The organism is Micromonospora sp. DT53, from assembly GCF_049841535.1.
In the GTDB taxonomy this organism is placed as follows: domain Bacteria; phylum Actinomycetota; class Actinomycetes; order Mycobacteriales; family Micromonosporaceae; genus Micromonospora.
Genome location: NZ_JBNCKM010000005.1, coordinates 223,726 through 245,515, shown reverse-complemented (window position 1 = coordinate 245,515; position 21,790 = coordinate 223,726). Strand labels below are relative to the sequence as shown.

Here is a 21,790-nt window from a genome sequence, read left to right as displayed (position 1 = left end):
GGCGAGCAGGTATTGCCGGGTCATTGGCGCACATCTATAGTTGCGCGGATCACAACAATCATGGCCGTGGTGACGCGGCCGGGTCGTCGAAGCGCTTCGACGATTCGTCGTTCAGGCCCGTCAGCCGGGTGTCGAGCCTGGTCACGTCGGTCTGGGCGCCCGCTGGGCGTCTGTCGTACGACATGAGGAGAAACGCATGCGGAACTGGCGCCTTCGGCGCGGAATCACCGCGCTCGCGCTCGCCCTGCTAGCCCTACCGGCCGTTCCCGGCACCGCGCTCGCCGAGCCCACGTACCCGTTCCGAGATCCCCGCCTACCCGTGGACGCCCGGGTCGACGACCTGCTCGGCCGCCTCACCCAGGACGAGAAGATCTCCTGGCTGCACCAGTACCAGCCGGCCGTTCCCCGGCTGGGCATCGGCCTGTTCAAGACCGGCACCGAGGCGCTGCACGGGGTGGCCTGGTCCACCGACATCGACAACAACGGCGCGGTGGTCAAGGCTCGCGGCACCGCCTTCCCCCAGCCGGTGGGCATGGCGAGCACCTGGAACACCGACCTGATCCGGCAGGTCGGTTCGGCCGTCGGCGACGAGGCGCGCGGCTACCACGCGCAGAATCCCCGGGTCTGGGGGCTCAACCTCTGGGCCCCGGTGGTCAACCTGCTGCGCGACCCCCGCTGGGGCCGCAACGAGGAGGGCTACTCCGAGGACCCGCTGCTCACCGCCGAGATCTCCACCGCGTACGGCTCGGGAATGACAGGCGGTGACCCGAACCACCTGAAGAGCGCACCGACCCTCAAGCACTACCTGGCCTACAACAACGAGGTCCGGCGCGACGTGACCTCCTCGAACGTGCCGCCCAGAGTGCTCAACGAGTACGACCGTGCCGCCTTCAGACCGGCCATCGCCGCCGACGCGGCGACCGGCATGATGGCCGCGTACAACCTGGTCAACGGCCGTCCGGCCACTGTGGACCCGGACCTGGCCACTGTGGTACGCGACTGGACCGACCAACCGCTGATGAACGTCACGGACGCCTGGGCGCCGAACAACCTCGTCGCCTCCCAGGGGTACTACGCCACCCAGGCCGAGGGCAACGCCGCGATCATCAAGGCCGGCCTGAACAGCTTCATCACCGACGACACGAACGCGCAGCCGACGATCACCGCCATCAAGCAGGCGCTGGCGACCGGCCTGCTCACCGAGGCCGACATCGACGCCCGGATCCGCGAGATCCTGAACGTCAGGTTCCGACTGGGTGAGTTCGACCCGGGCGGCGGTCGGTACGGCGGCATCACCCCGGACGTCATCAACAGCCCCGAACACCAGCGACTCGCCCGGCAGGCCGCCGGCGAGGCGATGGTGTTGCTGAAGAACGAGCGGCAGGCGCTGCCGCTGGACCCGGCCCGGACCCGCAAGGTGGCGGTGCTCGGTCCGCTGGCCGACACCCTGTACTCCGACTGGTACGGCGGTGACCTGCCGTACCAGGTGACGGCGCTCGACGGCATTCGCGAACGGCTCGGCAACTCGGCAAGTGTGAGTGGGCTCGACGGGGCGGACCGGATCGCCCTGAAGGTAGCGGCGACCGGCCGGTACGTCTCGGCCACCGGCACCACCGACGCCGACCCGGTCCTCGGGACCGGCGCCACCCCGGCGCTCGTCGCCCAGTTCGACGTGGTCGACTGGGGGCAGGACGTGGTGACGCTGCGCAACGCCGCCAACGGCCGCTACCTCGGCTACAACTGGGGGCCGTTCGTCACCCGCGACGAGCAGCCCAACGGCTGGTACGTCCAGCAGCAGTTCAAGCTGGAGCCGCAGGCCGACGGCACTGTGGTGCTGCGCTACGCCGGGTACGAGACCACTGAGAGTTGGTTCGGCGCCGACACGTACGTGACGGTCGGCGACGATGGCGCCCTCAAGCTCGGCGCATCGACCCCGGCCGCCGCGACCCACTTCAGTCGCGAGGTGATCAGCAGCGGAATCGACAGGGCCGTGGCGGCGGCCAAGGCGGCCGACACCGCCGTGTTGGTGGTCGGCAGCAACCCGTTCATCAACGGCCGCGAGGCGCACGACCGGACCTCCACGGCGCTGAGCGCCGGCCAGGAGGCGCTGGTCAAGGCAGTGACCAGGGCCAACCCGCGCACCGTGCTCGTGCTCCAGACCAGCTACCCGGTCACCATCCGATGGGAGCAGGAGAACGTACCGGCCATCGTCTGGACCACCCACGCGGGCGCGGAGACCGGTCACGCCGTCGCCGACGTCCTCTTCGGCGACCGCAACCCGTCCGGCCGGCTCACCCAGACCTGGTACCGCTCGGACTCGCAACTGCCACCGGACCTGCTGGAGTACGACATCATCTCGTCCAGGCAGACCTACCTGTACAGCACCGCGAAGCCGCTCTACCCGTTCGGCCACGGGCTGTCGTACACCCGTTTCCGGTACGGCCAACTGCGTGCCGGTGCCCAGTCGGTCGCGGCCGACGGCACCATCACGGCCAGTGTCGACGTGACGAACGTCGGCAGTCGGGCCGGGTCCGAGGTCGTTCAGCTCTACACCCACCAGCGCACCTCGCGGGACACCACGCCGATCCGCCAGCTCAAGGCGTTCCAGCAGGTGAAACTCGCGCCCGGGCAGACCCGTACCGTGACTCTGCGCCTGCCCGCCGCGGACCTGGCGCACTGGGACGTCACCCGCAGCCGGTGGGTGGTCGAGTCGTCCGTCCACGACCTGATGGTCGGGGCGTCCGCCGGGGACATCCGGGCCCGCGCGGCGGTCCGGGTCCGCGGCGAGACGATCCCGGCCCGCGACCTGTCCCGTCCCACCAGGGCGGAGAACTTCGACAGGTACGCGGGGGTCCGGCTCGTCGACGAGTCGAAGCCCAGCGGTACGGCGGTCGGCGCCACCGCCGCCGGCCAGTGGATCTCCTTCGACGGTTCCGCGCTGCGTGCCGGCGCACGCACCTTCACCGCGACTGTCGCCAAGGCCGGCGCGGGCGCCGGCACCATTCAGATCCGGTCGGGGTCGCCCACCGGCCGACTGCTGGGCACGGCCACCGTGGCCAGCACCGGCGACGACTACCGGTACGTCAGCACCAGCACCGGGTTGGCCCGGGCCACCGGCACCCACGACGTGTACCTGGTGTTCGACTCCCCGCTGCGCCTGGCGGACTTCTCCATCAGGTGAGCGGAGGCCGGGGCCGGGTCGATCGTCGACCCGGCCCCGGCCTGTGGTTGGTCAGCTCGCCGTTGGCGCCCCGTCGCTGCGGATTCGTCGGACGACGCGGGTAGGGGTCTGCGGCCAGGGTGGCTGATCTGCCCGATCCGGGAGTATTTCTACATAGACGCCCCCCAATTGCCGGTTGCATTCGTCAGACGTGTAACCTACGCTCCCAGTAAGAATTTCGGGGCGGTTAACAAAGAGTGCGGTCGGGGCGACGGAAGTCCCCGCCGGCCCTTAGTGGCGTCGCTGTTCCGTACTCGTCGCTCGATACGCACTTTGGGCACCACATCGACGACCAGTGAGAGGAACAGACGTGAAGTCAGCCATATCCACCGCTCGAATGTCAGTGTTGGCGGTGGCGGCGCTTGTCGCCGCCACGCTGCCGGCCGTGCTGACAAACCAGGTGCCGGCCTCGGCCGCGGTCCAGGCGACCTACTACGTCGCCCCGGACGGTAACGACGCCAACCCGGGAACCCTGCAATCACCGTTCAAGACGGTTGAACGCGCGCGGGACGTGGTTCGCACGATAAATTCGACCATGAGCGGTGACATCAACGTTTATCTCCGCGGCGGGAGATACCCGGTCACCAGCACCGTCGAGTTCGGTGCCAGCGACTCCGGAAACAACGGTTTCCGGGTCGCCTACGCTGCCTATCCCGGCGAGACGCCGGTCCTCGACGGCGGCGTCCAGGTGACCGGGTGGAGCCAGCACAGCGGCAACATCTGGAAGGCGCCGCTCGACCGCGCCAACAAGCTGCGGGCGCTCTACGTCAATGACAAGCGCGCCTACATGGCATCGAAGACGATCAGCTCTGGGGGCTGTTACGGGACGTACAACATCACCGCCAACCAGGCCGCGTGGGCCTGGGAGTCGGGGTCGCAGTGTGACGGCGCGAAATACAGCCTGAACGATTTCCCGGCCGTCGCCCGCAACCAGGACGACATCGAGATCGAGACGGGCACGACCTGGACCACGGCCATCGTGGGCGTTCGCCAGGTGACCACGAGTTCCGACGGCGCGAACCGGGTCGCCCTCTTCCAGCAACCCGGTGCGGCCATCGCCCAGGGGTCGTTCAACGGCAACGCGCAGGTCGGCGGAACCCACAAGCTGATGAACGCCTACGAGTTCCTGGACGCCCCCGGTGAGTTCTACTTCGACAAGGGCACCCGGACGGTCTACTACTACAAGGCCAGCGCCGAGAACATGTCGACCGCGACGGTCTACGCTCCGAACAACGTCACCACACTGCTGCGGGTTGCCGGCACCTCGACGAGCAGCCACGCGCGCAACATCACGTTCTCCGGCCTGACGGTGCAGCACTCCGACTGGAACCTGGTAAACGTCGCGGGCTCGGTCCTCAAGCAGGCGCAGCAGGGCAACCTGAGCGCGAACGTGTACGCCAAGGGCAACTTCCACGTCTACCACTACCGCAACGTCGACGTGGTTCCCGGCATCGTCCAGGTGCAGAACGCCGACGGGATCCTCTTTCAACGCAACCGGATCCAACACACAGGTGCCGACGGAATCAGCATGGTCAACGACGTGCAGGGCGCACAGTTGATCGGCAACCACACAAACGACATCGCCGGTTCAGCGATCCTCGTGGGCCATCCGCAGCACGTCTACATCGGAGACGGCACCTCGACCAACCGGGAGAAGTACTCCGCGCAGGTCGAGGGGCTGCCGAAGAACATCGACATCAAGAACAACTACCTCTACGACAGCGCGGTCCTGTTCAACGGGCACAGCGCCATCTCGGCGTACTTCGCCGACACCCTCACCATCCAGCACAACCGGATCGAGAAGACCCCGTGGTCCGGCATCACGCTCGGCTGGGGCTGGTGGAACTTCGACGGATCATCGGGCTCGATCGTGCCCAACCGGCCCACCACGACGGCACGAAACAACACCATCAGCTACAACCACATCATCGACACGGTGCAGCGCCTCAGTGACACGGCCCCCATCTACACGTTGGGAAGTCAGCCCGGGACCACCATCACCAACAACTACCTCCAGGGTGTTCCGTCGGGCCACAAGTACGGGCTGCACCCGGATGAGGGATCGGCGTTCATCACGTTCCGCGACAACGTGCTGAGTATCGACAAGAACGTCACCTGGATGATCAACTCAGACGACTTCGGGCGGAAACACGATCTGAGCATCACGCAGATCTACGGCCCGATCAACAAGGTCTCGAACAAGAACCTGCCGAACAGCACTGTCGCAGACATCATCGTCTCGTCCGACTACGTCTGGCCGGCGGTGGCGTACGGCATCGCCGCGAATTCCGGCCTTGAGGACGCGTACCGGGACATCATTCCGGCGAGCAATTTCTCCGCACCGAACTACGTGCTGCCGGCCAGCACATTCGTCGCCAGTGCCACCGCGTCGATTCCGATCCGGAGCATTGGTGACGCCACCAAGTCGGTCTGGCTGGCTCCGTTCGGCACGACCACCTTCACCGCCGGGGCGACGATGACCAGGGCGGCCGGCACCGCCACGTCCATCGCCGTGCCGACCACCCAGGGCGAGTACCGGCTCTACGTCGTCGACGCACAGGGCAACCGGTCGGCCGAGTCGACAGCGATCGTCCGGCAGCAGCAGGGCGGCGGCGGTACGGGGAACGGACAGCTCGTGGGTGCCCAGTCCGGTCGGTGTGCCGAGGTGCCGAACTCCTCGACCACCAACGGCACTCAGGCCCAACTCTGGGACTGCTCCACCGGCGCCAACCAGCGCTGGACCCAGACCGCCAGCAAGCAGTTGACCGTGTACGGCAACAAGTGCCTGGACGCCTCCGGTGCCGGCACGGCCAACGGCACCGCGGTCATCATCTGGGACTGCCACGGTGGGCTCAACCAGCAGTGGAACGTCAACAGCAACGGCACCGTGACGAACGCCCAGTCCGGGCTCTGCCTCGACGCCAACGGCGCCGCCACCGCCAACGGCACCAAGCTCATCCTCTGGTCCTGCAACGGCGGCACGAACCAGCGGTGGACGCTGCGTAGCTGACCCGACCAGACCCCGGGGCCAGGCCGACACGGGCCTGGCCCCGGCTATTTCTGGTAGCCGTAGTTGTCGCAGGTCCGGCGCCCCCACCGCCCGTGCTCGACAATTCCTTAAACGTTTTTCAAAGCGCTCGGGCTCTCGTGTCCACACTGGCCAGTGCGTCGGGCCTGGCCAAGGACTCGGAGCAGCCGAATGTTGCGGATTGCCGCTCCTGCTCGGTGATATGTATCGCTTTCCCAACCCGTCGAAGGTGAAGGTTGCCTCGGGCTACCGTGTCCCGGTTCAAGTGATCATCGTGAGCGGTCGACACCCGACCGGACTCACGGGAACCGGGTTGCACACCCGAAGGAGGTTCCATGGCTCGCACCCGCATGGTTGGGGCGCTCGCCGCTGTCCTCGTCCTACCGGCTCTCACCGTCGTGGCCGTGACGTCACCGGCGTCGGCGCAAGCCGCCGCGCCGAAGGTCGCCCCGCCGAGTGACATGCGTGAGCTCACCCGGAAGGACTTCACGCTGGACGGTCGACCGATCGCGACGCCCTCGCGGTACCAGCCGCGCACGGGCGCGCGGCGGCAGGCGCAGTCGGTCGAGACGCCACCGGTCGGCACGGTCCGTCAGTGGCTCGGCCTCGACGACGTCCAGGGCTCCGTCTACCGCAAGGACTACACGCTGCGGGCGGTCGGTGAGCACATCGAGGTCTGGGTCGCCAACGACCTGTCCTTCCCGGCCGGTGACTGCCGCGCCCAGGTGCCGACCTCGACGCAGATCACCGACGCGCAGGTGAAGCACCTCGTCGACGAGTTCGACACGAACATGTACCCGAAGGAGACCAACGCCTTCAGCACCCCGCCGGACCGGGACGGCACCAACGCCCAGATCGGTGCGGACGCCAACGGCAACGGTGGGGTCTACACCGGTGCCGGCAACAAGACCGTCACCCTCGTCGACAACGTGCGGGACGACAACTACTACACGTTCCCGGCGGCACCGACGTACATCGCCGGGTTCTTCTCCGCGCAGTTCAACGAGCTGCTCGACCGCAACGTGATGACAGTCGACGCGTTCGACTGGCTGCACCGCATGACGGCGAACCCGCCGGACGAGCCGACCAGCGACCTGTGCACCAGCCGGGGCGCCCGGCCGAACAGCTACGAGGGCACGTTCGCGCACGAGTGGCAGCACCTCGCGCACTACTACGCGGACCCGTTCGAGGGTAACTGGATCAACGAGGGTCTCTCCGACTTCGCCATGTCGTTGACCGGGTACAGCGACTCGAAGGCCACGGTCTTCGACCGGGGCGCCGACGGTCACCTCTACTGCTACCAGGGGTTCGGCACGGTCCAGACGCCGTACAACACCAATCCGCGGGACTGCGGCGGCCCGGAGAACTCCCTCACCCTCTGGGACGAGAGCCCCAACCCGAACGCGGTCCTCGCCGACTACGGCAACGCGTACTCGTTGATGCTCTTCCTGTACGACCGCTACGGCGCCGAGTTCATGTCCCGGTTGCACCGCGACGGTGCCCGGCAGGGCCTCGCGAGCCTGGACGCCGAGCTGGAGACGGTCGGGGTCCACGACGTCTACCAGGTCATCCACGATTTCCAGTCGATGACGCTGCTCGACAAGCTCGTCGGCGAGTCGAAGCTCGGCATCACCCTCGGCGTCGCCAAGAGCCGGGTCACCACGCCGAGCCTGCGCTCCACGGTCAACCTGGCCAGCGCGGCGGCCAACGGTACGCCGGGCGTCGCGCCGAACGGTGCCGACTACGTGCAGCTGGGCGCGGCCAAGGGCAAGGTGCTCAGCGGTCGTGACCTGCGATCGGTGAAGTTCCAGGGCGCCAAGACCCTGCCCGCGCTTCCGCTGTCCTGGACGACCACCAACCAGGACCCGGACCGGCCGGGCAACGCGGTGCTCTTCTCCGGCAACGCCAACAGCCTCGACTCGACGGCCGTCACCTCGGTCGCCGTGCCGACCGCCGACCCGACGCTGCGGTTCCAGGCCAAGTACGGCGCGGAGCTCGGCTACGACTACGGCTACGTCACCGTGTCGACCGACGGCGGCGCCACGTACACCGCGATCCCCGGCGACAAGACTGTCGACGGGCCGCGCGGGCCGGCGCTCAACGGCACGACGAGCGGCTTCGAGGCCCGCTCGTACGACCTGTCGGCGTACGCCGGGAAGACCGTGCTGCTCGGTTTCCAGTACGTCAGCGATGGCGGCACCAACGAGGGCGGCCTGCTGCTCGACGACATCACCGTCGGCGGGACCCTGCTCAGCGACGGTGCCAGCCTGGCACCGTTCGACTCGCCCACCGAGATCCGGCCGACCCAGATCAACAACTGGAACCTGCGACTCGTCGGCATCGACGAGAAGCACTCGATCGCCTGGCAGTTCGAGAAGAACGGCCGCTCCGAGGTCACCATCGGCAAGCTTGAGCTGGCCGTGCTGGACGCCTTCCCGAAGGTCGTCGCCGTCGTGGCGTACGACGAGCCGACCGAGCAGGTGCGGCAGTACGCACCGTACAAGCTCACCGTGAACGGTGTGGTCCAGCCCGGGGGCAGCAGCTCGCTGAGCTGATCTCCACCCCGGTTGTGGGGGCACTCGCCGTCGATGTCGACGCCGGGTGCCCCCACGCTGTGCCGGTCGGCTCGGCTCGCCCGGAAAATGTCGGCTTCGGAGGTGCTGCCGGAGAGCGCGCGGGTAATGCTGGGCGATGAAGTCAACCTGGAAGCCCCACGAGCAGCACGGCACCCTGTCGGACAAGGACAAGCGCGAGCTGCCGGAGAGCGTCTTCGCGTTCCCCGACAAGCGCAAGGAGCCGATGACCGATGCGGGCCACGTCCGCAATGCCATCGCCCGGTTCGACCAGGTGCAGGGCGTCACCGACAAGGACCGTGACCTGGCCTTTCAGAACATCCTTGCCGCCGCCAAGCACTACGGTGTCGACGTCGCCGAGACGAACTGGCGTCAACTCGGCAAACTCCCGCACACGCCGAACCCCGCCCACTGACCGGACGCCAGACGATTCGGCTCACCCGCCGGATAGGTACGCCTTCGCTGGGTAAGCGGCGCGGATGCCCGCCAACCAGGAGCCGGCAGCTGACCACGACCCGCCCCCGCACCGCGGGTCCCGGGTCGACCGAACCTGGGCCGGCCTGCGCGGCCGGGTGCGGCACGGCTTGCGCTCCCGCGCCTGGCGGTTTCGCCTCTTCGGGCTGCTCGCCGTGCAGGCCGGCGTCGCGGCGACGATCGCCTGGTTCGTGGGGTACGAGTTCCTGGACAATCCCGCCCCGGTGCTCGCGCCCACCACCGCGGTCGGCATCGTGGCCGCCTCGATGGGCTCGCGCCTGCGGCGCACCATCGAGCTGCTGGTCGGGGTCGTTCTCGGGCTCGCCGTCGGAGACGCGCTCATGCCGTTGTTCGGCATCGGGGCCTGGCAGACCGGGGTGGTCGTCGTGCTGGCGATCATCGTCGCCATCCTGCTCAAGGGCGGTGGCTCCCTGCTCACGCAGGCCGGCGGCACCGCCGTGCTGATCGCCACCCTGGAACCGCCCGTGCGTGACCTGTCCGTCCCTCGCTTCGTCGACGCCGCGGTCGGCGGCGTGGTCGGGTTGGCGGTCGGTCTGTTGCTGGTGCCCATCCACCCGCAGCGGACCGTGCGGCGGCTGGCCGAACCCGTCCTCGACCCGGCCATCACCGCCATGCACGAGCTGGCCGCGGCGCTACGCCTTCGGGATCTTGACGGCGCCCAGCGGAGCCTTGACGCGTTACGCGGCCTCGGCTCCCGGCTGACCGTGCTCGACGAGGGGCTCGGCGCCGCACAGGAGGTGGTGCGACTGGCGCCACTGCGCTGGCGGGAGCGCCCATCCCTGGCCTACTACACCGATGCCGTCCGACACATGGAACGCACCCTGTACAGCATGCGCGCGATCGCGAGGAGGCTCACCAGGGCCCTGCGGGACGGTGAACCGGTGCCGGAGGAGTTTCCCGGGGCCATCGACCTGCTGGCCGACAGCGTGCAGACGCTGCGCTGCGCGATCCGCGCGCGGGCCGAGCCGCAACAGGCGCGCCAGCAGATCCTTTCCGCCATCGAGTTGGTCGGAAAGGCGCAGGGGCCCGCCGCCTCGGATCCCACCCGCCCGCACACGCACCGGCTGGGCTACTCGGGCATGATCGCCGCGGGTGACTTTCGCACGTCGGCACACGACCTGCTGATGGCCAGCGGGCTGAACGCCAACGAGGCGGCAGCGTTGGTGCGGCGGACGGCGGACCGGGACGAGTGGGACTGAACCGCCCCGGCACCTCCGCCGCTATCGCTGAGCCGCCGGCCGCGCGTCGGCGCCGTCGGGGACGCCCAGGTCAGGTCGCCTTCAGTGCGGCGAGGACCTCGACGTAGTGCGGGTTCTTCATGACGCCCAGCACGTTGCCGAACGGGTCGACCACCGCCGCGGTGATGAACCCCTCGCCCCCGTGCGGGGTGATCGGCTGGTACTCGGTGGCACCCATCGCCAACAGTCGCTCGACTGTCGCGTCGAGGTCGTCCACGTACCAGTGCATGACCACGCCGCCCGGCCCGGTCGCCGCGCCGGCCGGTGCGAACCTGCGGTCGATGATGCCCAGCTCGGCCTGGTAGTCCCCGATGCGGAACTCGGTGTAGGCCGGGCGTCCGTCGGGGCCGGGGCGCATGAAGTACGCCTCGACGCCGAGGAAGTCCGCGTACCAGGCCGTTGCCGCTGCCACGTCGTCCGCCCAGATGTTCAGGGTGGCAAAGCCTCGCAGGCTCATCAGGTGTCCTCTCGTCGATGTCGTTGGTGTTGACGCTATCGACGATTGCGGAAGTTTTGCTTCCGCAATGAGTCAGGGGCCGTGACCGTGTCGAGCGGCGGGGTCGCATCTTCCGTCAATTTCCGGGTAGTCGCCGCCATTGCCCGGCACGGATGGCGGGGGACGGCGTGGAGAGCTACCCGGCAGTCGAGAACCACGGTCTGATCGGTGATCTACAGACCGCGGCGCTGATCAGCACGGACGGTACGGTCGACTGGTTCTGCGCGCCCCGCTTCGACTCGCCGAGCATCTTCGGCGCGCTGCTGGACCGCCGCAAGGGCGGCCACTTCCAGCTCTCGCCCGACGGTGTCGACTACGCGAGCAAGCAGCTCTACCTGCCCGGTACGCCGATCCTGATCACCCGCTTCCACAGCGCCGACGGAGTCGGTGAGCTGTTGGACTTCATGCCCGTCACCGGTGCGCAGGCCACCGACCGGCACCGGTTGATCCGGCTGGTCCGGATGGTCCGGGGAAGCATGCGGTTCCGTTTCCACTGCCACCCACGGTTCAACTACGGGCGCGATCCGTACGAGCTGGAGGTGCACCCGGAGGGTGACGTCTTCCGCAGCGCGACGATGAGCCTCACCCTCGCCGCCTTCAAGAACTCGCTCCGCGAGTTCGACACGAGGGACATTCGACGTGACGCCGACGGCGTGTCCGCGTCGTTCACGCTGCACGCCGGTGACATCGGCGGTGTTGTCCTGGAGACGGCCAGCCCGCACGCGCCCCGCGCACTCAGTACGGACGAGGCGTGCGAACTACTCGCCGAGACCCGCGACCACTGGCGGCGGTGGGTGGGCGGTTCCCGCTACAAGGGCCGCTGGCGGGAGGTGGTCGAGCGCTCGGCGATGACCCTCAAGCTGATGACGTACGCGCCGACCGGTGCCCTGGTCGCCGCGCCCACCGCGGGGCTGCCGGAGCAGATCGGTGGGCAGCGGAACTGGGACTACCGCTACACCTGGATCCGGGACGCGTCGTTCTCGGTGCACGCGCTGCTGCGCCTGGGCTTCACCGACGAGGCCCAGAAATATCTGCTCTGGCTCGACGCGCGCATCCGTGAGGCCCGGGACGGCAACCTGCCGCTGCAGATCATGTACCGCATCGACGGCTCACCGGACCTTCCCGAGGAGGTGTTGGGTCACCTGGAGGGCTATCGCGGCTCCGCGCCGGTGCGGATCGGCAACGGTGCGGCGGGCCAACTCCAACTCGACATCTACGGCGAGGCGCTCGTCGCGTTGGATCTCGCGGACCGCAACGGGCTGATCCCGCCGTACGAGGGGTGGCGCAAGACGGCCGGCCTGATGGACTGGCTCTGTGAGCACTGGGACCAGCCCGAGGACGGCATCTGGGAGACCCGGTCGGGTCGGCAGGACTTCACCTACGGTCGGGTGTTGTCCTGGGTCGCGCTGGACCGGGCCATCCGCATCGCGGGCCGCCGGGGCCGCCCCGGCGACATCGCCCGCTGGTCCGCGCAACGGGACGCCATCTACCAGCAGGTGATGACCCGTGGGTTCAACCAGGAACGTGGCGCGTTCGTGCAGCACTACGGCTCCGACATCCTGGACGCCTCGCTGCTGGCGATGCCGGGGCTGAACTTCATCTCGCCGACCGACCCGATGTGGGAGTCGACGCTGCGGGCGATGGACACCGGCCTGGTCTCCGACAGCCTGGTCTACCGTTACGACCCGCAAGCCTCGCCGGACGGTCTCGCCGGCACCGAGGGCACCTTCAACATGTGCACCTTCTGGTACGTACAGGCGCTCGCCCTGGCCGGCCGGATCGACGACGCCCGGTTGACCTTCGAGAAGATGCTCACCTACAGCAACCCGCTCGGCCTCTTCTCCGAGGAGATCGCGCCGACCGGTGAGCAGATCGGCAACTTCCCGCAGGCGTTCAGCCACCTCTCGCTGATCAGCACCGCGGCGCACCTCGACGACCTGCTCGACCCGCAGGGCTGACCGGTCCGGTCAGAACAGCGTCAGCGGCTCGACCGGGATCGGCTCGGGCAACGCGTCGAGCCCGGGTACGCGTGCCCGTACCTCGTCGTGGAACCGGCGGGCGAGCGCCGGCGCGTCGGCGTTGTCCGGGGTGTGGACGAACATCGTCGGCGAGCGCCCCTCGCGCAGCCAGGTGACTGTCACGTCGATCCAGTGCTGCCACCCGTCGACCGTGCGTGTCGGGTCGTCGCGACCGAGGTAGCGGACGATCGGCCGGTCGGTCAGCGCGAGGGACCGGAGCGGCACGCGCGGCTTCTTGGTCCAGGCGTCCCGCTCCGCGTCGCTGGTCGGCCGGCTGGCGAAGAAGGCTGTCGTGTCGAAGGGGATCCACTCGGCGCTGGCGGCGGCGAGGGTCGTCCCGAGCAGTCGGGCCGCGCGGGCGTCGGTGAAGAACGCGGGATGGCGGACCTCCACCGCGTACCTGTGGGACTGCGGAAGCTGATCGAGGAAGCGGCTCAGGGTCGGGACGTCGGCGGGTGCGAACGAGCCGGGTAGCTGGATCCAGAGGGCGTGGGCGCGGGGGCCGAGCGGCTCGATGGCGTCCAGGAAGGCGCGCAGCGGTTCGCCGACGTCGGTGAGCCGGCGTTCGTGCGTGATGACCTTGGGGAGCTTGAGGACGAACCGGAAGGCGGGGTCCGTCTGCGCGGCCCAGGAGGCGACGGTGTCCCGGGCCGGGGTCGCGTAGAACGTGGTGTTGCCCTCCACGGCGTCGCACCAGCTGGCGTAGTGCCGCAGGCGCTCCGTGGGCGGCAGCCGGTGGCCTGGCCACGACCGGTGGCTCCACATCGCGCACCCCACGTGCAGACGCATGACCGCCCCTCCCGCCGGTGACCCGCGCTCGACCGGAGCCACCGTATACGGGCCGGCGGACCCGGCTGGGCCCATGGTGCGGCAGGTAGGGTCCGACGCCATGCGTGTGCTGTTCGCAAGTCTTGCGTCGGTCGGTCACACCTATCCGCTGATCCCGCTGGCGATGGCCGCCCGGGAGGCCGGGCACGAGGTCCACTTCGCCGCCGGTCCGGAGGTGCACGCGCCACTCGCCGCGCACGGCCTGCGGCCGTTCCGCCCCGGCGACGCCTTCTACGAGGTGTACGCCGAGGATCTCGCACCGGAGCTGGCGCGGCTGCGGCCCGACCTGGTGGTGCACGAGTGGGGGCTGCCGGGGGCGGCCGTGGCGGCTCATCGGGCCGGGATCCCTGGCCTGTGGCACGGGTTCGGTCGGATGTTTCCGGAGGGCATCGGCCTGGAACTCCCCACCAGGAACGCCGAGGTCGTCGGCCGGCCGCACCTGGACATCTGGCCGCCCTCGCTGCAGGACAGGAGCTTCCTCGCCACCGAACGTCGGATCGAGCTGCGACCTGTCGCCTTCTCGACACCGACCCCACTGCCCGAACGGGTGAACCACCGGACGTCCCGACCGTTGGTCTATCTGACCCTCGGCACCGCGTTCGGCACGCCGGAGCTGCTGCGCACGGCCCTCGCCGGTCTGGCGACGCTGGACGCGCAGGTGGTGGTCGCGGCGGGCCGGGTGCCCCTGGAACAACTGGGCGAGATCCCTGATCACGTCAGCGTGCAGTCCTGGGTGTCCCAGGCGGAGCTGCTGCCGCTCGTCGACCTGGTGGTGCACCACGGGGGCAGCGGCACCACGCTCGGCGCGCTCGCGGCGGGCGTACCCCAGTTGATGTTGCCGCAGGGCGCCGACCAGTTCGCCAACGCCGACGCGCTCGCCGCCGCCGGCGTCGCACTGCGGCTCCTTCCCGGCCAGGTGGACGCGAGCGCCATCGCCGAGCAGGCTCACCTCCTGCTTCCGCGGCATGGCCAGGCCGAGCAGCGCGACGCGGCCCGCGCGGTCGCCGAGGAGATCGCCGCGATGCCCTCGCCGGCGGCCGTCGCGCAGCTCCTGCCGGAGTACGCAGCCTGAGATCGTCAACTCTGGGTTGACGTCACGGACGCGTCAACCTAAGGTTGACGCATGACAGAACCTCTCCAGATCGGTAACACCGTCAAGCTCGACGACCTGATCCAGGCGATCAAGACGGCGCACACCGATGCGCTCGACCAACTCACCGACGCGGTCATCGCCGCCGATCACCTCGGCGAGGTCGCCGATCACCTGATCGGACACTTCGTCGACCAGGCCCGGCGCTCGGGCGCCTCCTGGACCGACATCGGCCGCAGCATGGGGGTCACCAAGCAGGCCGCCCAGAAGCGCTTCGTGCCGAAGGCGACCGACGCGGGTGCGCTCGACCCCAACGCCGGCTTCGGCCGGTTCACCCCTCGCGCCCGCAACGTGGTGATCGCCTCGCAGGAGGAGGCCCGTGCCAGCGGCAACGCCGAGATCGGCCCCGAGCACCTGGTGCTGGGCCTGCTGGCCGAGCCGGAGGGGCTGGCCGCCAGGGTGATGGCCGGTCGCGGCGCCACCCCCGAGGCGGTACGGGAGGCGGTCGGTGCCGTCCTCCCACCGCGGGCCGAGCAGGTTCCGGACCTCATCCCGTACGACGCCCGCGGCAAGAAGGCGTTGGAGCTGACCTTCCGGGAGGCGCTGCGCCTCGGGCACAACTACATCGGCACCGAGCACATCCTGCTCGCCCTGCTGGAGCACGAGGACGGCGCCGGCGTGCTCACCAACCTCGGCCTGGACAAGGCGACGGTCGAGGCCGACCTGGCCAGCGCCCTCGCCGCCGCCGTCGGGAAGGAGTGAGAACCCGGAGTCAGGAGACCTCAGGAAAGCCGTAACGCAGGGCGTGCTCCGGATCGGCCGAGTCGATCTGGCGTACGCCCGCGTCGGCGAGGCGCTTGTTGACCTCGTCGAGGTGCTCGCGCACCAGGCGGGCCTCCTCCTCGGTGACCCGGCCCCGGTGTGGCTTGCCGGCGTGCTCCAGCGTGCCGTAGTCGATCTTCTCGACGCTCTTGCGGGCCTTGGGTGGACGGACCCGCTCGGCCGTCTTCAACAGCTGCGCCATCGGCACGTCGGTGGCCATCGCGTCGAACTCGCTGGCGGTCAACACCACCCGACGGGGCTCGCCGCCACCGTGCCGGTCGTGGATCTCCACCACCGCCACGTCCAGCGCGGCGTCGTCGATGTGTTCCACCTCGCCCGGGGTGGCGTCCAACTGCACGGGCCCGGCGACCAGGTCCGGGTGCTCCAGCACGACGACGCGGACCACCTCGTCGTCCTGCTGCAGAACCGTGCCGGTGAAGTCGGAGACGTGGATCGTCTTCTTGCCCATGCGCGGAGCTTCTCCTGTCGTAGGCCGGGATGGCGGACCACAAGAAATTACCCGACAGGTGTGCGAAAGCCGCCGCTGGACCTCCTCCGGTGTGTCGCCCCGGGCGAACGTCAGAGGCTGCCCTTCGGTGCCACCCACTCGCTGGGTTGGCCGGTGACAGCGGCGATGCGGTCGTAGTCGGCGTCGTAGTGCAGGACGGTCGCGCCGTGTTCCTCGGCGGTCGCCGCGATGATCAGGTCGGGCAGCCGGAAGTTGCGGTGCTGGCTCTCGGCCGCGAGGAGGCGATGAACCGCCATGGCGCGGTCCATCGCCGCTGTCGACACGTCCATCCAACGACCGCCACGCAGCGCCTGCCAGAGGATCTCGTACCCCTTCGGGTGCGGTGCGTTGTTGAGGTATTCCAGGCTGGTCATGTGGCAGGCGGCGAGCCGCCCCTCGGCCAGAAGCGACTCGAAGCGCCGCCGGACCGACGCGTGACGCCCCTGCAAGACGTAGACCGAGGTGTCCGCGAGATAGAGGATCTGACCAGCCATCAGGCTGCCTCGGCGTCACGCGCCTGCTCGACGAGCGAGTCCAGGTCGCGACCGCCACCGTAGCGCCAGGCGTCGACGGACCCGGAGAAGTCCATCTCCACCTGATCAAAGGCGGCAACAATCTCGCGAGCCTGCCGGCGTACGGCGAACGCGTGCAGGGCCGCATTGATGGTGGCAACTTTGGTTTCGGTGCCAAGCACATCCTTTGCGGCGTCCAGCCACTCGTCGTTCACGTCCACGGTGATGCGAGTCATGACGTGACGATACACCAGATCAGCCGTGGCTAAGGCACCAAGTTTAGGCCAAAGATGGTGCGTCAGTGGGTGTTCAGGCGGTGCCGACTGGAGCTGCCGACGGGCAGCTTGTTCAAACCGGCCCACGACAGGGCGTGGCCGCCGACCGCGCGGGGGTTCCGGTAGCGCGGCTGCGGCGGATTGCCTCCAACTGCCTCCGCCGCCCGCCACAGTCGCTCGGGGTCCTGCTGGTAGTGGTCGCTCGGCTGAATCGGCATGCGTTCACCGTCCCAAACAAAGGTGTCCAGATATGGAAATACATATGACGGTCAATTCATCAGGTCGGTTCCCGCACCCCGGCCCACTCGGCCCTGACGTATCCTGCGCCCGGCCCTGCCGTCCGGCGTACGGTGATCCACGACGGGTCGGGTGACGGGGAGGTGCGCATGCTCGACCGGCGACTGCACCTGCACCTGGCCACCTGGCTCGGCCAGTGGCCGGCCGGGCCGGGCTTGCACGTGGTGGCCTCGCAGCGGCGGGCCGAACCGGCCTGGGACGGCCGGCTGCGCCCCGCGCTCGCCGTGGACACCGGGCGGAGCGCGGTGCTCTCGGTGGCGCCGGATCGCGTGGCGGCGGTCCGCGCGTTGGCTCGCCGTACGCCGGCTCGGCTGCTCGCCGCACTGCCGGAAGCCGTCGGCCGGCCCGAGTTCTGCGTGCACGACGGCCTCTTCCGGTGGAGCCTGGCGCCCGCACCGCTGCCCGAGGTGGGGGAGTGGACCGAGTCGACAGCTCCCGGCCTGCCGCCGTGGCTGCGACTCTTCGACCGGCCGGTGCTGGTGGTCCGTGACCCGGACGGCGCCTACCTGGCCGGCGCCGGGATCAAACGGCACGACGCGTACGGGCACGAGTTGGCTGTCGGCACCGTGCCGGCCGCCCAGGGGCGTGGCTTCGCCCGTCGACTGGCGGCCCAGGCGGCGCGCCGGGTGCTCGACGAGGGGGCGGTGCCCACCTACCTGCACGAGCGGGACAATCACGCCTCGGCCCGGGTCGCCGAAGCGGCCGGTTTCCCGGACCGGGGCTGGCGCGCGTACGGGGTCTATCCGCGCTGAGCAAGCGTTGGGCGCGGACCGTGGATCCCGGGCCGGATCCACGGTCCGCAACCTCCCCCCAGGCCCCGGTTCCGGGTGTAGCGGCTCTGCCGTGGGCGAGCCGCTACGCGTCGATCACGCTACGTATCGAACAGGCTCGAGGCAAGGTTGGAGCTGTCGGTTCGGAGTGTCGAATAGTGGACTTGACCTGCTGCTTCGCTGATCGCTGGCACCAATCGGGTTAGTGACGGAGCGTGCGAATCAGGTCGAGCACCTGTCGGGTCACCGGGCGGAGGACCCGAAGCCGGGACAGCGCCACGAGCCGGTCGATCAGCGGTACTGCCCCGTCGATCAGCTGGCGGGTCTTGGTCTGACCCGGCGAGCGGTCGTGCACCCAGTAGAGGATCACGCCCATGTACGCGAGCCAGAGCAGCTCGGGCAACTGTGGGCGCAGCTCGGCGTCGACCTTGGCCGTCGAGCCCGTCAACACCTCGCCGAACAGCTCGATGGCGGCCTGTCGGGGGCCGGAGGACTCGGCGGAGAAGGGGCTCAGCGGGGAGGTGGGCTCGGCCGCCGTCTTGAAGAAGGTCGCCGCGAACCCGTGTGAGGGCGTCAACACGTCGATCCCCGCGTGCAGCACTCCGGCGAGCCGGGGGCCGAACGCCTCCTCCCGATCGAGCACGGGCTGCGCGGCGGCCCGGTGCTCGACCTGGGCCTGGGCGTAGAACTCCTGGATCAGGTGGTCCTTGGAGCCGAAGTAGTAGTAGGCGTTGCCGACCGCCACGCCGGCCTCCTGCGCGATCGCCCGCATGGTGGTCTGGGCGTATCCGCGTTCGCGGAACAGCCGCATCGCGGTGTCCCGGATCAGCTGCCGGGTCTGCTCGCCTCGGGCGGTGGCAGGGTCACCCGCAGTGGTCGTCTGCGCAGGCTGCTCGGTCATCGGGGTCACCGTATCCCGGCGGTTGGTCGGTCGGCTCGGCCCGCGGGTCCCGGATCCGCTCCCGGATCGCCGAGGCGGCGGCCACCGTCTGCCGGGCGAGGGGCAGCAGGTGCGGTCGGGCCAACCGCTCGGCCGTGGACCGGTGGTCGGCCAGCGCCCAGAGACAGGCGAACCAGGCGCCGTCGCCCGCGTACACCTCGCCGGTGTCGGCGATCACGGTGAGGTCGCGCAGCGTCGCGTCGTGGTCCAGGTCGGGAAAGCGCCGCCGGGCCTCGGCGGACCCGGCCGGCACGAACTCCAGGGGTACGAGCTGGGCGCGGGACGTCAACCACCGGCGGGCGGCGCGGCACAGCGGGCAGGCCGCGTCGAACAGGACGGTGAACCCCCGGATCCCACCGCCGGGGTGCGCGGTGGGATCCGGGAGCCGACCGATGCCACCGGTCGGGGGCACGGTCATCGGGTCGGCGGGTTGCTCGCCGGACCGGTGCCGGGCTGCGGTCCGGCCGGCTGCGGTCCGGCCGGATGGGGTCCGGCCGGGTATCCGCCGGTCGGCTGTGGCCCTGCCGGGTACGCGCCGACCAACTGCGATCCGGGTGGGGCGGACGGCATGGGGAGTCGGCCGATCGGGGGGATCGGAGGGTGGGTGGCGAGCTGGCGGAGTCGGTTGCGGCGGTAGCGGCCGAGTGCGAAGACGTTGAAGAAGTGCAGCGCGCCGAGCACCAGCAGCACCAAGCCGATCTTGAGAGACAGTTCCTCCATGGCCTGGCTTGTCGATTCCACCGGGTCGGAGTGCTTCATCGCCACCGTGACGTAGCCGAGGTTGAGCAGATAGAAGCCGACCACCAGGAGGCTGTTGACCGCTCGGGCGAGACGTTCCTCGGCGAACACCTCCTCCAGGAAGACCTGCCCGTTGCGGGACAGCGCTCGGGCCACCCAGATGGTCAGGCCGACGCTGACCGCGAGGTAGATCAGGTACATCCAGACCTTGATGTCCATGTGGACGCCCTTCTTGAACGTGTTCAACTACCGACGTCGTCAGACTAGAGCGGACATTGAACATGTTCAAGAAGGTGCGACGAGTGACTGTGGACACTGTGCGGCGGTGCGAGAGAGCGCGCCCTCCGGCCGAGCCCTGGAGCCCGGCCGGAGGACGTGGTGGCTCAGCCGGCCAGGCCCAGCACCTCGGCCGCCGCGCGACCGTTGGCGTGACTCGCGCCGTAGGTGGTGACGAAGGCGCGGACGCCCGCCGGCCGCCACTGCGCCGGCCAGCCCATCTCCACAACTGTCACCGGGTGCGCCGCCGCCAGGTCGGCGATCAGCTCCGGGCCGCCGGGCAGCCGGTGCAGGTGTCGTCCGACAAACACGATGGGGCGGTCGCCGGCCAACCCGCGCAGTGTCGCCGGGTCGGTCTCGGTGGCGATCACCCGGATCTCCGGCACCCCGTGCAGGTGTGGCCCGAGGCCCCACGGCACCCGACCCTCGGCAATCGTCGACTCGGTGTGCAACTGCACCACAAGTGGCTGATCCAGGCCGGTGAGCAGGCCGTCCACCCGGACCGCTCGGCGCGCTGCCGCGTACCCCAGCTCGGTGTCCCCAGTGGCCGGCGACCCGCTGGTGGCCCGGGTCCAGGCGGCGAGGTCGGCGGCGCGGCCGGCGGCCTCCTCGACCCGCGCCTGGGTGAGCCGGCCGTCGGCGAGCGCGTCGACGATCTCGGCGGCCACCCGCTCGACCAGCTCGGCATCGACAGTCGCGCCGATGCAGAGCAGGTCGGCGCCCGCGCTGAGCGCCCGGACCGCGGCCGGCCCGACGCCGCCGGCCGCCACCGCGGCACCCTTCATCTCCAGCGCGTCGGTGATGACGGTGCCGGTGAAGCCGTACTCGGTGCGCAGCAGGTCGACCAGGACGGCCCGGCTGAAGGTGGCCGGGTCGGCGCCGGTGAGCGCCGGCACCCGGATGTGCGCGGTCATCACGGCGCGCGCCCCGGCGGCGACGACGGCCGCGAACGGCGGCAGGTCCCGCTGACGGAGCAGGCTCAGCGGAGCGTCCACTGTGGGCAGTTCGTGGTGGGAGTCGGTGACGGTGGCGCCGTGCCCGGGGAAGTGCTTGGCGCAGGCGGCCACGCCGGCGGCCTGTAGCCCCGCCACGGCGGCGGCCGAGTGGGCGGCCACCCGCACCGGATCCGCGCCGAAGGATCGCGTGCCGATCACCGGGTTGTCGTCGGCGGTGTTGACGTCGACAGTGGGGGCGAGGTTGACGGTGATGCCGAGCGCGGCCAGCTCCGCGCCGATCGACTGGTAGACCCGTCGGGTGAGCGCCACGTCGCCGATCGCCCCGAGGGCGGCGTTGCCGGGGTACGGGCTGCCGGTGGCGTGCGCCAGCCGGGTCACGTCGCCGCCCTCCTCGTCGATGGCGATCAGCGCGTCCGGCCGGCCGGCGCGCAGCGCGGCGGTGCTCGCCGCCACCTGCGCGGGGTCGTGCACGTTGGTGCCGAACAGGGTGTGCCCGGCCAACCCGTCGGCCAGCAGGTCGACCGCCCAGTCCGGCGGGACCGGTCCCGGGTACGCGGCGAGGAGCGTGCCCAGCGCCAGCCGGCGCAGTCCTGGATCCAACCCCACGTGATCTTCCCCCTTCGGTGCCCCGCGGGTACGAAACGTCGTACCGGTGGTGGTCTTGGCCCTGCCGACTCGGCCGAGCGTCCCACCGCCGAGTGGCCGTTACG

Annotated in this window: 19 protein-coding genes; 9 read left to right on the top strand and 10 right to left on the bottom strand. The window is 69.7% G+C overall.

Features of this window, described 5'->3' with window-relative positions; genetic code table 11:
• Positions 1-196 precede the first annotated feature (196 nt).
• The 5 genes from ACLQ3B_RS18080 to ACLQ3B_RS18060 all read left to right on the top strand — a co-directional run bounded on the left by ACLQ3B_RS18080 (position 197) and on the right by ACLQ3B_RS18060 (position 10,515).
• The gene (locus ACLQ3B_RS18080) at positions 197-3,181 is read left to right on the top strand and encodes a glycoside hydrolase family 3 C-terminal domain-containing protein (RefSeq protein ID WP_425781898.1); all 2,985 of its coding nucleotides are present in this window, start codon (positions 197-199) and stop codon (positions 3,179-3,181) included.
• 376 nt (positions 3,182-3,557) lie between these two features.
• Positions 3,558-6,230 carry a ricin-type beta-trefoil lectin domain protein gene (locus ACLQ3B_RS18075; protein ID WP_425781897.1) on the top strand — a complete coding sequence of 891 codons (2,673 nt, stop codon included), beginning with the start codon at positions 3,558-3,560 and terminating at the stop codon, positions 6,228-6,230.
• Between the two features lie 353 nt (positions 6,231-6,583).
• Positions 6,584-8,803, top strand: coding sequence for a peptidase M6 immune inhibitor A (locus ACLQ3B_RS18070; RefSeq protein WP_425781896.1), 2,220 nt, complete (start codon positions 6,584-6,586; stop codon positions 8,801-8,803).
• Positions 8,804-8,939: 136 nt separating this feature from the next.
• Positions 8,940-9,236 carry a DUF6582 domain-containing protein gene (locus ACLQ3B_RS18065; protein ID WP_425781895.1) on the top strand — a complete coding sequence of 99 codons (297 nt, stop codon included), beginning with the start codon at positions 8,940-8,942 and terminating at the stop codon, positions 9,234-9,236.
• Positions 9,237-9,300: 64 nt separating this feature from the next.
• On the top strand, positions 9,301-10,515 hold the full coding sequence (locus ACLQ3B_RS18060; RefSeq protein WP_425781894.1) for an FUSC family protein: 1,215 nt from the start codon (positions 9,301-9,303) through the stop codon (positions 10,513-10,515).
• Between the two features lie 70 nt (positions 10,516-10,585).
• Here the strand turns inward: ACLQ3B_RS18060 and ACLQ3B_RS18055 are convergent, their stop codons facing one another.
• On the bottom strand, positions 10,586-11,011 hold the full coding sequence (locus ACLQ3B_RS18055) for a VOC family protein (RefSeq protein ID WP_425781893.1): 426 nt from the start codon (positions 11,009-11,011) through the stop codon (positions 10,586-10,588).
• A 167-nt stretch (positions 11,012-11,178) separates the two neighbouring features.
• Between ACLQ3B_RS18055 and ACLQ3B_RS18050 the strand changes: the two genes are divergently transcribed.
• Positions 11,179-13,008 carry a glycoside hydrolase family 15 protein gene (locus ACLQ3B_RS18050; protein WP_425782140.1) on the top strand — a complete coding sequence of 610 codons (1,830 nt, stop codon included), beginning with the start codon at positions 11,179-11,181 and terminating at the stop codon, positions 13,006-13,008.
• A gap of 9 nt (positions 13,009-13,017) precedes the next feature.
• On the opposite strand, the gene ACLQ3B_RS18045 is transcribed toward ACLQ3B_RS18050, so the two are convergent.
• The gene (locus tag ACLQ3B_RS18045) at positions 13,018-13,833 is read right to left on the bottom strand and encodes a DUF72 domain-containing protein (RefSeq protein ID WP_425782139.1); all 816 of its coding nucleotides are present in this window, start codon (positions 13,831-13,833) and stop codon (positions 13,018-13,020) included.
• A 124-nt stretch (positions 13,834-13,957) separates the two neighbouring features.
• Between ACLQ3B_RS18045 and ACLQ3B_RS18040 the strand changes: the two genes are divergently transcribed.
• Positions 13,958-14,968: a glycosyltransferase gene (locus tag ACLQ3B_RS18040; RefSeq protein WP_425781892.1), complete on the top strand. Its 1,011-nt coding sequence runs from the start codon at positions 13,958-13,960 to the stop codon at positions 14,966-14,968.
• Between the two features lie 51 nt (positions 14,969-15,019).
• Positions 15,020-15,748 (top strand): Clp protease N-terminal domain-containing protein, encoded by a 729-nt coding sequence (locus ACLQ3B_RS18035; protein WP_425781891.1) that lies wholly within the window; start codon positions 15,020-15,022, stop codon positions 15,746-15,748.
• Between the two features lie 10 nt (positions 15,749-15,758).
• Here the strand turns inward: ACLQ3B_RS18035 and ACLQ3B_RS18030 are convergent, their stop codons facing one another.
• From ACLQ3B_RS18030 to ACLQ3B_RS18015, 4 genes are all read right to left on the bottom strand, one after another.
• A complete protein-coding gene (locus ACLQ3B_RS18030) occupies positions 15,759-16,277 on the bottom strand; it encodes a hypothetical protein (protein ID WP_425781890.1) in 519 nt (172 codons plus the stop codon).
• A gap of 110 nt (positions 16,278-16,387) precedes the next feature.
• A complete protein-coding gene (locus ACLQ3B_RS18025) occupies positions 16,388-16,810 on the bottom strand; it encodes a PIN domain nuclease (RefSeq protein WP_425781889.1) in 423 nt (140 codons plus the stop codon).
• On the bottom strand, positions 16,810-17,064 hold the full coding sequence (locus tag ACLQ3B_RS18020; protein WP_425781888.1) for a type II toxin-antitoxin system VapB family antitoxin: 255 nt from the start codon (positions 17,062-17,064) through the stop codon (positions 16,810-16,812). Before ACLQ3B_RS18020 ends, ACLQ3B_RS18025 begins: the two co-directional genes overlap by 1 nt.
• 62 nt (positions 17,065-17,126) lie before the next feature.
• Positions 17,127-17,321 (bottom strand): DNA repair protein, encoded by a 195-nt coding sequence (locus tag ACLQ3B_RS18015; protein WP_425781887.1) that lies wholly within the window; start codon positions 17,319-17,321, stop codon positions 17,127-17,129.
• A 168-nt stretch (positions 17,322-17,489) separates the two neighbouring features.
• Between ACLQ3B_RS18015 and ACLQ3B_RS18010 the strand changes: the two genes are divergently transcribed.
• On the top strand, positions 17,490-18,152 hold the full coding sequence (locus tag ACLQ3B_RS18010; protein WP_425781886.1) for a GNAT family N-acetyltransferase: 663 nt from the start codon (positions 17,490-17,492) through the stop codon (positions 18,150-18,152).
• Between the two features lie 220 nt (positions 18,153-18,372).
• Here the strand turns inward: ACLQ3B_RS18010 and ACLQ3B_RS18005 are convergent, their stop codons facing one another.
• From ACLQ3B_RS18005 to ACLQ3B_RS17990, 4 genes are all read right to left on the bottom strand, one after another.
• Positions 18,373-19,071 carry a TetR family transcriptional regulator gene (locus ACLQ3B_RS18005; RefSeq protein ID WP_425781885.1) on the bottom strand — a complete coding sequence of 233 codons (699 nt, stop codon included), beginning with the start codon at positions 19,069-19,071 and terminating at the stop codon, positions 18,373-18,375.
• Positions 19,034-19,528: a thiol-disulfide oxidoreductase DCC family protein gene (locus ACLQ3B_RS18000; RefSeq protein ID WP_425781884.1), complete on the bottom strand. Its 495-nt coding sequence runs from the start codon at positions 19,526-19,528 to the stop codon at positions 19,034-19,036. Before ACLQ3B_RS18000 ends, ACLQ3B_RS18005 begins: the two co-directional genes overlap by 38 nt.
• On the bottom strand, positions 19,525-20,094 hold the full coding sequence (locus tag ACLQ3B_RS17995; protein WP_425781883.1) for a hypothetical protein: 570 nt from the start codon (positions 20,092-20,094) through the stop codon (positions 19,525-19,527). The genes ACLQ3B_RS18000 and ACLQ3B_RS17995 overlap by 4 nt, the downstream gene beginning before the upstream one ends.
• Before the next feature lie 137 nt (positions 20,095-20,231).
• A complete protein-coding gene (locus tag ACLQ3B_RS17990) occupies positions 20,232-21,686 on the bottom strand; it encodes a glycoside hydrolase family 3 N-terminal domain-containing protein (protein WP_425781882.1) in 1,455 nt (484 codons plus the stop codon).
• Positions 21,687-21,790 lie beyond the last annotated feature (104 nt).